General features: G+C 34.7%; 14 protein-coding genes. 7 read left to right on the top strand and 7 right to left on the bottom strand.

Translation table 11 applies throughout. From position 1 onward, the window contains the following. Positions 1 to 158: 158 nt before the first annotated feature. From dusA to B0X80_RS17120, 3 genes are all read right to left on the bottom strand, one after another. Positions 159 to 1,190: a tRNA dihydrouridine(20/20a) synthase DusA gene (gene dusA, locus B0X80_RS17130; RefSeq protein WP_077342520.1), complete on the bottom strand. Its 1,032-nt coding sequence runs from the start codon at positions 1,188 to 1,190 to the stop codon at positions 159 to 161. 645 nt (positions 1,191 to 1,835) lie between these two features. Continuing rightward, positions 1,836 to 2,573 carry a hypothetical protein gene (locus B0X80_RS17125; RefSeq protein ID WP_077342518.1) on the bottom strand — a complete coding sequence of 246 codons (738 nt, stop codon included), beginning with the start codon at positions 2,571 to 2,573 and terminating at the stop codon, positions 1,836 to 1,838. Between the two features lie 458 nt (positions 2,574 to 3,031). Beyond that, the gene (locus tag B0X80_RS17120) at positions 3,032 to 3,922 is read right to left on the bottom strand and encodes a LysR substrate-binding domain-containing protein (protein ID WP_077342516.1); all 891 of its coding nucleotides are present in this window, start codon (positions 3,920 to 3,922) and stop codon (positions 3,032 to 3,034) included. 102 nt (positions 3,923 to 4,024) lie between these two features. Here B0X80_RS17120 and B0X80_RS17115 point away from each other — a divergent pair, with 102 nt between their 5' ends. Then, on the top strand, positions 4,025 to 4,633 hold the full coding sequence (locus B0X80_RS17115; RefSeq protein WP_077342515.1) for a LysE family translocator: 609 nt from the start codon (positions 4,025 to 4,027) through the stop codon (positions 4,631 to 4,633). A gap of 31 nt (positions 4,634 to 4,664) precedes the next feature. Here the strand turns inward: B0X80_RS17115 and B0X80_RS17110 are convergent, their stop codons facing one another. Continuing rightward, the gene (locus B0X80_RS17110) at positions 4,665 to 5,114 is read right to left on the bottom strand and encodes a GNAT family N-acetyltransferase (protein ID WP_175623974.1); all 450 of its coding nucleotides are present in this window, start codon (positions 5,112 to 5,114) and stop codon (positions 4,665 to 4,667) included. A gap of 5 nt (positions 5,115 to 5,119) precedes the next feature. Further along, positions 5,120 to 5,542: a rhodanese-like domain-containing protein gene (locus B0X80_RS17105; RefSeq protein WP_077342512.1), complete on the bottom strand. Its 423-nt coding sequence runs from the start codon at positions 5,540 to 5,542 to the stop codon at positions 5,120 to 5,122. Positions 5,543 to 5,794: 252 nt separating this feature from the next. Here B0X80_RS17105 and B0X80_RS17100 point away from each other — a divergent pair, with 252 nt between their 5' ends. Further along, positions 5,795 to 6,664 (top strand): LysR family transcriptional regulator, encoded by an 870-nt coding sequence (locus B0X80_RS17100; protein ID WP_077342510.1) that lies wholly within the window; start codon positions 5,795 to 5,797, stop codon positions 6,662 to 6,664. Positions 6,665 to 6,805: 141 nt separating this feature from the next. On the opposite strand, the gene B0X80_RS17095 is transcribed toward B0X80_RS17100, so the two are convergent. Continuing rightward, complete coding sequence (locus B0X80_RS17095; protein ID WP_077342508.1) at positions 6,806 to 7,486, bottom strand: PEP-CTERM sorting domain-containing protein; 681 nt, start codon at positions 7,484 to 7,486, stop codon at positions 6,806 to 6,808. A 526-nt stretch (positions 7,487 to 8,012) separates the two neighbouring features. Between B0X80_RS17095 and zur the strand changes: the two genes are divergently transcribed. From zur to B0X80_RS17070, 5 genes are all read left to right on the top strand, one after another. Then, on the top strand, positions 8,013 to 8,447 hold the full coding sequence (zur, locus tag B0X80_RS17090) for a zinc uptake transcriptional repressor Zur (RefSeq protein ID WP_077342609.1): 435 nt from the start codon (positions 8,013 to 8,015) through the stop codon (positions 8,445 to 8,447). A gap of 168 nt (positions 8,448 to 8,615) precedes the next feature. Continuing rightward, positions 8,616 to 10,976 carry a M1 family metallopeptidase gene (locus B0X80_RS17085; protein ID WP_077342506.1) on the top strand — a complete coding sequence of 787 codons (2,361 nt, stop codon included), beginning with the start codon at positions 8,616 to 8,618 and terminating at the stop codon, positions 10,974 to 10,976. Positions 10,977 to 10,979: 3 nt separating this feature from the next. Then, positions 10,980 to 11,480 (top strand): DUF6702 family protein, encoded by a 501-nt coding sequence (locus tag B0X80_RS17080; RefSeq protein WP_077342504.1) that lies wholly within the window; start codon positions 10,980 to 10,982, stop codon positions 11,478 to 11,480. Between the two features lie 77 nt (positions 11,481 to 11,557). Further along, positions 11,558 to 12,022 carry a chemotaxis protein CheX gene (locus B0X80_RS17075; RefSeq protein WP_076417298.1) on the top strand — a complete coding sequence of 155 codons (465 nt, stop codon included), beginning with the start codon at positions 11,558 to 11,560 and terminating at the stop codon, positions 12,020 to 12,022. A 114-nt stretch (positions 12,023 to 12,136) separates the two neighbouring features. After that, positions 12,137 to 12,556 (top strand): secondary thiamine-phosphate synthase enzyme YjbQ, encoded by a 420-nt coding sequence (locus tag B0X80_RS17070; RefSeq protein ID WP_077342502.1) that lies wholly within the window; start codon positions 12,137 to 12,139, stop codon positions 12,554 to 12,556. 17 nt (positions 12,557 to 12,573) lie between these two features. Here B0X80_RS17070 and alr read toward each other — a convergent pair whose 3' ends face one another. Continuing rightward, positions 12,574 to 13,647 carry an alanine racemase gene (gene alr / locus B0X80_RS17065; protein ID WP_077342607.1) on the bottom strand — a complete coding sequence of 358 codons (1,074 nt, stop codon included), beginning with the start codon at positions 13,645 to 13,647 and terminating at the stop codon, positions 12,574 to 12,576. Position 13,648 lies beyond the last annotated feature (1 nt).

Below are 13,648 nucleotides of genomic sequence, written 5' to 3'. Positions count from 1 at the left end.
TAAAATTATTTTTTAGTTAAAATAACCATCAAATTAGTTAAATTGACCACAGATAAAAATTATAAAAGGGAGATATTGGTGTGAATGAATAAAGGAAGGTAAAAACAAAAAAGGCCACAATAATTGCAGCCTCATAAAAACAACATCACGAATAAAAATTAGTTACCCGTCTCACTATCAATAGACACATAGGAATAAGCTTCAAACAACGATTTACTATCCGCCCCTTGCTTACCCGAACAATCACTTAAATGACGCCTAAACTGCCTAGCCCCCGGTAAACCATTACACAAACCTAACATATGTCGAATAACATGCCATGCTCTACCACCTTCAGCAACATAACGGTCTATGTACTCAGCCATATTTTCGAGTACTTCAAGTCGGCTGAGAATTGGCGTTTGAGATTGCCACAGCGTTTGATCTACATTGCTTAGAAAGTAAGGCGATTGATAAATTTCGCGCCCGATCATCACACCATCAACATGCTTTAAGTGTGATTGAGCTTCGTCTAAAGACTTAATACCGCCATTAATAGAAATTGCCACATCCGAAAAATCAGACTTAATTTTATAAACACGCTCGTAATCTAACGGTGGAACATCTCTATTTTGTTTAGGACTTAAACCACTTAACCAAGCTTTACGTGCATGAATAATAAAATGCTCGCAGCCCGCTTGCGACACCGTATCAATAAATTGATGTAAAAATTCGTAACTGTCTTGATCGTCAATACCAATACGCGACTTCACCGTAACAGGAATGTTTACTTGAGCTTGCATACTTGAAACACATTCAGCAACTAAAGCAGGTTCTCCCATTAAACATGCTCCGAAACGACCATTTTGAACACGATCAGACGGACAACCTACGTTAATGTTAATTTCATCGTAACCTAATTGCTCAGCTCGTATAGCACACTCAACCATAGCTTTAGGGTCGCTACCACCCAACTGTAAAACAACAGGATGTTCAGCATCGTTATAGGAAAGGTAATCGCCCTTTCCAAAGATAATCGCCCCGGTAGTTACCATTTCGGTATACAAAACCGTATGTTTAGACATAACACGATAAAAATAACGACAATGACGATCAGTCCAATCTAACATGGGTGCTACGGATAGTGCATGTAGTCCCCCATTTACGGGAGCTTTAGGATTTTCGGTTGTTTCAATAATTTCTTTATTCATTTATTTATTCATTTATTTATTGCTTTGAGTTACTTTGAATCGCCTAAAATTGTCTTGAATTTCATTAGCGGTCATCCTTATGTCACCCCAAAATGGGTAGGATTTGGAGCTTAAAATATTTTGGTGATTATACAGAAATAATAAGAAGGTTTGGAAATAACTAACGGGTAAAACTCAGACTCTATTAACAAGCGAACCAGTGTAGTTACTTTAATTCGTAATAACCCATATTTAATATAATTTTGAGTAGGTTTCCTCATTCAGGCTTTTGCATGCAAATAACAAAAGTTATATTATCAGTTGAGTATATAACAACTTCAGACATCCCTCTCTAAAAACTCAAAACAATTTAACTAATATTCAAACACTTAACTGGTCGGATGAGTTAAATCTAAATATTACGTTATACTAAATCTACAGTAAGAGCAGGATCGTTCGGATTGCGGAGCTAATACACTCCTATATACCCTGCCTCCCGTCACCTACATACTAAGTTTTTTATAAAAACATTAGATGGTGGCGCTCTGCAAGACAGAGACAACTATTTCGATAGTGATAGGGATCTCGGAAAAATTTGTTGTATTCGAAAGCCCAAGTAATTGAAAGTTCTTGGGCTTTTTTCGTTTTCAAATAATTAATTCTTACTCATTTTTGTTTGGCTTTTCTTGCTTTTTTCGCCTTTTTATAACCTTTTTTAGACCTCTGCAGCACAGCCCCCTGAAAAGGTGGGCGCTTAGCAAAAACATTTTTCACTGCGACTAAAAAAGGCTTAGTATCATCTCCTTGAAGCAACCTAAGTCGAAAGTCATTTTCATCAACCAAAAAAGCTGTCTCTACTACCATGGAAAGCTCTCTTGCAGTCAATCTATGCAGTTTAAACAAAACAACATAACATTTCTTTTCGCTTGCTCCATGTTGAAATTCAAAATAACCTGTGAGACACGTATGTTCATCACCTTTATTTGCTCGGACACAAAACTGTGGGGACGAAGTTTGTAAAGCTTCAACAAAGAGGGGGATATTTAAACTACTTTCGTATTTATCTTCACAAAATACTCGAATATCACTTGAAACTATTTTTTGACCAGAGCTGTCTAATTTCTGATTATGTGGATTATTTTCATAATACTCATACTTAATAAGCAGAAAACCAGAGTCAGCAAGACTATCATGGTTATCTGTGTCCATTATCGCTCGACTATAAACATGATTTGTTGGTCGTACAGCAATAGATATAGTTTCTATTCGATTATCTTCAAATCTAAAGTTGTCAATTATTATTACATGATCAAATAAATGATCAAGAGTAAATATTCTGGCGGTACCATCAATTACCACTGCTATTGAGCTATTTCCATCGTGGACTATATTACTATGATTCATATTCCTTACTTATCAATAAAATGAAATTTTAAAGCTGATGGAATAGAATAGTTATTACCTAAGGAAGCTTCCGTCAACAGTTTGGAGAATTATATGTTAAGGCTTTTAGAAATTTAAAGCTAATCGAATGCAATGCTGAAAAAACATCCTAATTATCAACGTTATCTATTTTAAGTAATATATTCTCAATTACGTGAAGCTACTTGATACAACTAGAGAGTTTGGTCACCCTCAATATCAATCAGCCCCCTCAGAGGAACTCCTGACTCTCTCCCCCTTTTGATAAACCTAGAAATCAGCCCAATCGAGCATAGGTGCAACAGAAAGTTTATGAGAAATCATAAACTTTTTAAAAACCCTTAAAAAACATAGCAAGTTAACTGTTAATGAGCCAACCCAAATTTTGGCAGATTATACGAGGTTTAGATGTACCATACAAAAATAACAGTAATATTTCATTACAGGACTAACTTTTCACTCCTTTCAGGCACACACTCTAATAACTGATTCTGTATCCAATTTATAAACTTACGATCTAAACCGTCATCCGAAACATTATCTTGGCTGAGCAAAATATAACGATTACCTGATGACACAAAGCCAAATGGCGCGATTAAATTCCCTCTTTGTATATCATCAATCACTAGCGGATAAGAACCAATAGCGGCACCTAGTCCATCAACAGCGGCTTGAAAGCAAAAATAGAAATGAGCAAAATTTTGAGACGTGTTATTCAGTAACGAAGGCTTATTTGTACTTTTACACCAATTTAACCACGCACTAGGTCGTGTATCACTATGAATTAACTTAAGTGAACTTAAGTCATTTTTCACTTGCTCCCAACATTCAGGAGAAACTACAGGCCCTACCCATTCATCAACTAGAGGTGTGCTTTTATAATGAGGATGAGGTTTAAAATCATCACGTCTAATTGCCATAGATAAGCCATTTGAATCAAGATTTACAGCTCCTCCTGCTGTTGAAAGCCGAATGTCTGTATTCGGATTCTGCTCATAAAAGCTCCCCATACGTGGCATTAACCAACGCATAGTTAATGTGGGCTCACAAGAAACATTAAGGCTGCTAGTATTTACTTGAGATAATTTATTAACACCATTATCTAACATTTGAAATGCTTGCGATGTATAACGTTTAAGTAGCTCACCTTCATGTGTTAAACGTACGTTTCGACCTTGACGAAAAAATAATTTGATAGAAAGATAACTTTCTAATGTTTTGATCTGTTTACTCACTGCTCCATGAGTTATGCAAAGTTTTACTGCTGCCTCACTAAAACTAGGCGAATCGGCTACTACATTAAAAATATGAAACGCTTTTAAATGCCTCATCTGTTACTTTTACTCACACCTTAAAACACTATATTTCGATTATAGGTAGAAGAATAAGTAGATACAATCTCAAACTAAATTTAAACGAGGTTTGAAGTATTTATGGAAATTTTTAGTTTGGCGATTATTGGTTTTTTAATTGTTATAAGCCCTGGGGCTGATTTTGTATTAGTACTAAAAAATAGTATTAATTCAGGTAGGAAAGCTGGAATTCTTACCGCCTGTGGAATAAGCCTAGCCATAGGCGTTCATATTGCTTATTCAATGCTAGGCATTAGTTACTTAATTTCACAGAACTTAATGCTATTTACTTTTATTAAGTACGCAGGAGCTACCTATTTGGTTTATATTGGTGTGAAAAGTATTTTAACCGCTAATGATAAAATGGATGAAATAGGCTCAAATTCAAGCACTAATAAATCTACACGGTACTTCGTTCAAGGTTTTTTTTGCAATATGCTAAACCCTAAAACCATGTTGTTTTTTATCAGCCTCTTTAGCCAACTAATTTCAGCCGATTCAAGTAACAACTACGCATTAGCATATGGATTATATATAGCGATACTTCATGGGTTATGGTTTAGCTTGGTTTCGATTATGTTCACATCAAAGCCACTTCAAAACAAACTAATACATATGAAAAAATGGATAAATAAAGCATGCGGAGTCGGTTTAGTGTCTTTTGGTATTATTTTAGCGGCTAAGTCATAAAGCATGAACAATAGCCGACAAAATAATAAACTTAACCCCAAAAATACCTAAGCTTAGATTTATGCTTAGCGCCTATGCAACGATAAAATTCAATGGCATCTACATTTTCGATAGGTGTTTGCCATTGAATTTCTGCTAGTTTATGTTTTTTCCCATATTGCTGACAAACCAACATAAGTTTCTTCCCAAGCCCTTTGCCTCTTAGCGCAGGTAATAAATACAGACAATCCATGTATAAATAATAATTCATATCCCATGTAGAAAACTGCTTAATCAGGCTCATATAACCTTTAATTTCGTTAGCTTCTTCAACAACAAATATCGTTAAAGGACAATCAGGTAAATGTAAAAGAGCTAACGCCTGATCCGATAAAACAAGATCATGACCTTCATATAACGCATGCTGTTTAAATAAGCTACAAAGCTGTTCTGCATCTTGCTTTGTAGCCTCTCGAATAACTGTTTCTATGTTATTATTCACAAAAATTACACTTGAGCATTAGCTTGATATCTATTTACTGGGTAACGTTCAAAATCTTCCCAGTAATGTATGCCACCAATCATTTCCTTAACAGCAAAACCTAGAGCAGATATTTTTTTAGCCGCTTTTGTTGCTCCGTTACAACCAGGTCCCCAGCAATAAACAACAAATACCGTATCTTTAGGATACTGCGCGAAAGACTCAGCTGTTATCTGTGCATGAGGCATACTGATGGCTGTAATAGCATGGCTTTTATCAAAAGCTTCTTTAGAACGCACATCAAGTAATAAATAGTTGTTAGCGCCTGCTTTTATATCTGCGTACACATCAGAGCAATCAGTTTCAAAGCTTAATTTATTAGAAAAAAATGTATTAGCAACTTCGCTATTCGCGGGTGAAAATTCAAGCACATTTGATAATGTAGACATAATAGGTTCCTTTAGTAATTTAATTTAAAATTGGCTCTACTCATTAAATATGTTCATTAATTAGTAGAGCTTGAGTTATAAAGTAATTCGTAACCTAAAACTTATCCATTCATAAAATATGAAGTGTGGCTTAATAATTTATGAATGCTATTAGCATGTGTTTGTCGTTATAGTGTAAAAGAAGAGGTTAGCTTCGTTGTATTTTTGGTTATACCAAGAAAGTTATATTAAAGAACAAAATTAAGAGACTCTATGGAATTTTATCATTTACGTTCATTTGTGGTTGTAGCAAAAACAGGTAACCTTACCGCTGCTGCTAAACAACTATGCACTACCCCTCCAGCAATTAGTGCTCATATTAAAAGTCTTGAAGAAGAATTAAAAACACCATTATTTGAACGTTCCAGTAAAGGTATGGCCCTTACCGAGAAAGGTAAACTACTATTACCTAAAGCTGAAAAAACCTTAGATTCGGCTATTGATATGGTTAATTTAGCGGTAGAAAATCAAAGTGAAATAATAGGTGAATTTAAACTCTCGATTAATCAATCGCCTAATCTGCTCAAGTTACCCCTTTTATTAGAAAACATAACGGAAAACTGCCAAGGCATTCATTTAAATATTGAAACGCTTTCTACCGGAGCTGCTTTAGCTGCACTGCAAAGCAATGTCATTGACGGTGCCTATATTTATGGTGATGTTCCTAATGAATTATTTGCATTACCTATCAAACAACAAAAAATTACAACCATTGCTCCAACTACTACCCTTTTAACTCATGAAAGCTTGATCACTGATTTAGCGCAAGCCCCTTGGATAACAATGGGAAAATACTGTCCCTTTGATGACAAATTAAAATCTACACTAAAACAGTTTACTACCGCGAATATAAATACAAGTAGCGACGAAACAAGGTTACAACTAGTAAAAGCAGGTCATGGTCTGAGCTTTTTAGAATACGATGAAGCACAAGAAGCTGAAAATTTGCAATACGTAAAACGACTCGTGCAATTAGATTTTGAGATCCCGTTATTTTTTGCGATTAATAAAAACAGATCAGATGAACCCGTAATTAAAGCTGTATTACAAGAAATAAAAATACTTTGGAATATTAAACAGTAATCACAGAGAACAACAATAAACAGCATACTTCCCAGCGAGTGTCAGAGTATTTTACACAATAAAAAAGCACCATAAATATGGTGCTTTTATTGGAGATGTTTATTTAATTTTAAATAAACATTAATTTATTAACATAATAAATTAAGCAGATTTTTTAGCTTTACGACTTAATGCAAAACCAGCAAGACCTAAACCAAAAATAGCTAAAGAGCCAGTTTCAGGAACTGAAGTAGAAACATCATCATATGTATAAGTAACTTCAACTTTACCCCAAGCTGCTGAATCAATTTGGTTAGTAAATAAAGCGCTACCGCCATTAGCAATGTTATTAAATGAGCTAGTTGCATTAATTACAAAGTTAAAATCAACGTCTGAAGTAAATGCAGCAAAATCAGTTGATGTGAAAGCGCCCGTTTTAAAGATATCTAAATGGCCGTAATCAAAAACTTCATTGATTTGGTGATCTGTATCAGTTTCAGTAAAAATATTACCTGCACTGTTAAAAGTATAATTACCTACTGCAGAAGAAACTGTCCAATCACTATCTAAGTTGAACTTAAATTGACTAGCACCATTTAAACCACTTGTGTTGGTAGATTTACCAGCAGTATCTATTTGGCTGTAAACGTTAATAGATACACCTGTTAAGCTACCCAATGCTGTATTAAATGCATTAATTGTAACAGTTTCATTGATACCAAAACCGATAGGTTGATTTGTAAGATCACCTTGAGTACCAAATGAAGCTGTTTCAGTTACCATACCAGCAAATGCTTGAGAACTTGCTAATAATAATGCGCCAGCAGTTAATAATGTTTTCATTTTTATTCCTTTAGTTTTACAAAAGCCATTCTCACAATGAATAGCTACACTTAATTAATTTAGTTTGTTCGATTCGCTACTTAAACAACTCACAGGGAGTTAACATCTCGAACACAAACAATCTAAGCAAACAAAATGCCAACTATATAAGTGTTTGAATTATAATAACTAATAATAAATGTTAATTTATTGTTAAATTAAACTGTAAATTATATCGACACAAAAACCCTTAAAAAACAACATATTGTATACACAATCCAATATATAAGTTCATCTTTCTATGTTATTTAACAAAATAATAACACTTTGCTTTTGTCTTATCTTCAATTGCACTTCCCTCTTTATGAGATAAACCTAGGCATAATATTTTCTTAGAAATATAGAAAAACCATGACTCATTTATAAGAAATTCAATCGTTTTGTATAACTAAGCTTATAAATTGAATGGCAATAGTGACGAATTCATCTAGACGCAAAGGATCACTATGATAAACTTGGAAAGTCATTTACCTAAATAATGAAAAATATGCTTACTGAAAAACTATTAGAACAAGCGAAGCACGTTTGCCAAACTCGCGGAGCTAGATTTACTACTGCACGTGAACAAGTATTTAAAATCCTTGCCCAACATGATGGTGCAATAGGGGCTTATGATCTATTAGACCAATTGAAGAAAGTAGACGCTTCAGCGAAACCCGCCACTATATATAGAGCATTAGACTTTTTGGGTAAACAAGGTTTTGTTCATAAAATTGAATCTATTAATTCATTTGTTATGTGCCATCACTTTAGTGAGTGTAGTCATCCTGTTCAATTATTGATTTGTGACAACTGTGGTTACGTTGAAGAAATTCAATCGAATGACTTAGATTCATCCCTAAGAACAATGGCTGACACACATGGATTTTCAATAAGCCATCAAATTGTTGAAGCACATGGTACCTGTAAAAAATGCCAATAATCCTCAAATTAAGCACTGTTCTACACTAATTTGATAATTGTTCTGCTATTAATCTTATCTTTAGGTATTCTTATCGCATACTTATCGCTACGCCTTAACGGACTGAAGCGAGTTATGTTATAAAGTTAAAAGAATAAAAACATATTAAAAATGCATAATGGGATTATTATGAAATATACGCTCAATTTTTTACTCAGCTCTGCAGTAGTTTGTTTGTCTATAGCAACATCAACTACTGCATTAGCAAAAAGTACAGTTAACGATGATAAATTTCGTCAATTAGAAGAAATCCTACCCACTCCTAACATCTATAGAACAGCTTCAGGTGCCCCTGGGCATAAATATTGGCAACAAGAAGTTGATTACGAAATTGAAATCAAATTAGATGATAAAACTCAGCAGTTAACGGGTAGTGAGACGTTAAACTATAAAAATAATTCTCCCGACAACCTACGCTATATTTGGTTACAACTCGATCAAAATAGAATGGGAAGAGCCTCTGATTTTAAACTAACTCGTACCGCACCTGCAGATAAAATAACTTACAGTGGTTTTCGAAATGTCATTGAAACAGAAACGTTTGATGGCGGAAACCGTATTTTAAAAGTTACCGATAAAAGCAATAAAGCCTTACCTTATACGATTAACGGTACCATGATGCGTATTGATCTAGCTAAGCCCCTAAGAACAGGCGCTGAAATAGAATTCAATATTGAATGGACCTACGCTTTACAAGAACAAAAAGTATTAGGTGGTCGTTCTGGTTATGAATATTTTAAAAAAGACGATAACTACTTATACGAAGTGGCAAGCTGGTTTCCAAGAGCTGTAGCATATTACGATGCTGTCGGCTGGCAAAATAAGCAATTTTTAGGTAACGGCGAATTTACTTTAGAATTTGGTGATTATGATGTAAAAATTACCGTACCCGCAGATCATATTGTTGCTTCAACGGGTGAATTACAAAACCCTAAAAGTGTATTAACTAAAACACAACGTCAACGATTAGATAAAGCCAAAAAAGCTAAAAAACCTGTTTTAATTGTAACTCCAGACGAAGCCTTAGAAAATGAAAAGTCTCGATCTACAAAAGAGAAAACTTGGCATTTCAAAGCCGAAAACGTAAGAGATTTTGCATTTGCATCAAGCCGTAAATTTATTTGGGATGCTCAAGGATATAAAAAAGGTGGTACAGACACCATGGCTATGTCTTTCTATCCAAATGAAGGTAATCCATTATGGGAAAGATATTCTACTGAAGCTATTATTCATACAATGGAGCAATACAACAAATATACTTTTGATTACCCGTACCCTGTATCTATTTCAGTAAACGGGCCTGTTGGTGGCATGGAATACCCAATGATAACCTTCAATGGACCACGCCCAACTCTTGATAAAAAAACAGGTGAAAAAACTTATTCACGTAGAACCAAATACGGTCTAATAGGTGTAATTATTCATGAAGTAGGCCATAACTATTTCCCTATGATCATCAACTCTGACGAGCGTCAATGGACATGGATGGACGAAGGTTTAAACACATTTGTACAGTTTTTAGCAGAACAATCATGGGAAGAAAATTATCCTTCTCGTCGCGGTCACGCTGCTGATATTACTGAATATATGAAAAGTAACAACCAAGTCCCTATCATGACAAACTCAGAGTCTATTTTACAGTTTGGTAATAATGCTTACGGGAAACCAGCTACAGCATTAAATATACTACGTGAAACGATTATGGGCCGTGAACTATTTGATTTTGCATTTAGAGAGTATGCTCAGCGTTGGAAGTTTAAACGTCCTACTCCAGCGGACTTCTTTAGAACAATGGAAGATGCTTCAGCTGTAGATTTAGATTGGTTCTGGCGTGGTTGGTTTTACACTACAGATCATGTTGATATTGCTTTAGGTGATATTCATTTATACCGTCCAGATAGCCAAAATCCAGATACTGAAGAAGCATGGGAACGTGCATTAGAAAACGAAAAGCCTGAGTTTATCTCAAACCTTCGTAATAAAGGTCAGTGGTTACGTACTCAAGACAAACCTGAGCTATTAGATTTTTATAACGAACATGATAAGTTTACGGCGACTAATGCTGATCGTAATAAATATAATAGCGCTAATAAAAAATTAGAAGATTGGGAAAAAGCTTTATTAACGAATAAAAGTAACTTCTACATTATTGATTTTAATAATGTTGGCGGTTTAGTTATGCCAATATTATTAGAAGTCACTTATGCTGATAACAGCAAAGAAAATATTAAAATTCCTGCTGAAATTTGGCGTAAAAACACAAGTAAAGTTTCAAAGTTACTTATTAGAGATAAAGAAATAACAGCTATTGCTGTTGATCCTAACTGGGAAACTGCAGACGTCAATGTAAATAATAATTACTGGCCTGCTCGTCCAATTAAATCTCGTTTTGAATTATATAAACGTAAAAAAGATGACATGATGCGTGATTATAATAAAGAGCTAAAATCTTTAGATGATGACGAAAAAGAATCAGGTGATGACAAATAAATAATGATTAATCGTTTATTAAAATCAATCACTATATTACTATTTTGGGCAGTAGCAGCTAATGCTGCTGCCCATAGTTACTTTTTTGGCATTACTGATTTAACCTTAAATGAATCTTCTAAAAAAATTGAAATAATTCATCAATTTACGGCTCATGATTTAGAAAATGCGATTGCAGAAATTAAACAAATACATTTTTCTCCTGAACATAAGCAATATGAGCTTTATCTTAAAGAATATATAGATGAACACTTCACTTTAAACTATTCAAATCAAGATCTTAAATTAAACTGGGTAGGTCTTGAAGTAAAACGAGGCAATATATTTATTTACCAAGAAGTGCCTTTTGAAAATTTTTTAGTGGGATTATTGGTAAAAAATGACTTACTCGTTAATACTTACCCTAAACAAATAAATACTTTAAATTTTCAAGATAGTACAATAAAAGGAAGTTTAACTTTTAGCGCCTCACAAAAAATCGCGAAAATTGATGGTATTAAATAGTAAGTACTGATTTACATTTATAGGTTTTCCATGCAAAATCAGTACTAGAGAATTTAATTAAGGCCTTGGAAACATTCATGAATGTAGAGTTTATCAACCCGTTTTTGTCATCAATGCTTAACGTTATGTCAACAATGGCACAAATGGAATTAACACCAGAGAAGCCAATTTTAAAAAAAAGTGAAGTCGCTATGGGCGATGTTTCAGGTTTAATCGGCATGGTGAGCGAGCAAACTAAAGGTTCTCTCTCAATCACGTTTCAAGCAGGATTAGCTCTAGCTACTATGAAAAATATGGTAGGTGAGGCTCCTGACGAAATCAATGAAGAAATTACTGATTTGGTAGGCGAAATAACCAATATGGTTACTGGTGGCGCTAAACGCATGCTAAGTGAAAAAGGTTTTGAATTTGATATGGCGACTCCCGTTGTTGTTTCAGGTAAAAACCACACTATCAGCCATAAAGCTGACGGACCTATAGTGATCATCCCATTATCATCTCCTTTAGGTAAAGCTTTTATAGAATTCAGTTTCGATAAATAACCTTTATTAAACCCAAAAGCCTCATTTTTTAATGGGGTTTTTTAATACCTAAAATTCACCTAATTTCAGCTGTTTTATAGCTTAATAAATTGGCATATCAAAGAGTCTTATATTATGTGGCAACAAATTGAATTTTCATTAAAAGCAAGAAAACGTGGGTTTCATTTAATTACAGATGAAGTTATTGCCCACTTACCTGAGATTTCGACCATCAGTATTGGTGTTCTGCATTTATTTATCAAACATTCCTCGGCTTCTTTAACGTTAAACGAAAATGCCGACCCAACAGTACGATCAGATATGGAAAAACACTTTAATGTAATGGTGCCAGAAAATGCTCCGTACTATCAGCATACTTATGAAGGTAGCGACGATATGCCTGCTCATATAAAAACGAGCCTTCTAGGAAATAACATTACGATCCCTATTACTGCTGGAAGACTTAACATGGGAATATGGCAAGGAATATATTTAGGCGAGCACAGAAACTACGCAAGCTCTAGAGAGGTAGTAGCGACTATTCAAGGAGAATAAACACAAGAGTAGTATGATTATTTTTTAAGGCTAATATGTACTCTTCTACTAATATTACACAAAAGCTCGTAAGGTATTGTAGTCGCATATTTAGCAACTTGTTCAATAGGTAAATCAACTCCCCATAACGTGGCTTCATCACCAACTTGATCTTTTAAGTCTTCACCTAAATCTACCGTGATCATATCCATAGAAACCCTACCCACTAAAGGTACTATTCTACCGTTTACATGAACAGGCGTACCATTTCCAGCATGACGAGGGTAACCATCGCCATAGCCTATTGCAATAACAGCAATATGGGTGGATTGATCACTAGTCCATGCACTTCCGTAACCTACAGAGTCGCCTTTCGCTATTTTTCGAATAGAAATAATACTCGACTTTAATGTCATAACTGGCTGTAGGGCTTTTTTTTCATCACTCAAGGCTATCATTGGCGATACACCATATAACATTAATCCAGGCCTAACCCAATCAAAATGCGATTCAGGCCAAGCACATACCCCAGCAGAATTAGCTAAAGAGCATTCAGTGCCTAATATGCTAAGTTGATTAAACAAGTTAACTTGAGCAACCGTTGTTTGATCATGGATATCATCAGCACAACCTAAATGACTGATTAAAACAATGCCCTTTTGAACATTTTTACTGTGCTCTAATGTTTGATAAAAAGTGGTTACTTCATTAGGAGAAATACCTAATCGATGCATGCCAGTATCTATTTTCAACCAAACTTTAATAGGAGTATCCAGGCTGGATTGAGTAATAGCCTTAAGCTGCTGGGTATTATGAATAATAGTGTCTAAGTTATATTCAGATAATAAATAAACCTCATCTGGCGAAAAAAAACCTTCCAATAAAACAATTGGCTGCTCTATCCCTGCTTTACGTAATGCAATAGCTTCATCAATGCGCGCAACACCAAAGCCGTCAGCTTGTGGTAAAGCTTTTGCAATTCGCTCTAAACCGTGACCATAAGCATTAGCCTTTAGTACCGCCAACACTTTACTGTTCGGCGCATAGGCTTTTATGGTTTGATAATTATTAGCGAGTGCTTGAAAATCAATAATCGCCGTTGCAGTGCGTATG

It is taken from the genome of Pseudocolwellia agarivorans, from assembly GCF_002000085.1.
GTDB classification, from domain to species: Bacteria; Pseudomonadota; Gammaproteobacteria; order Enterobacterales; family Alteromonadaceae; genus Pseudocolwellia; species Pseudocolwellia agarivorans.
This window is presented reverse-complemented; position numbering and strand designations above follow the sequence as displayed.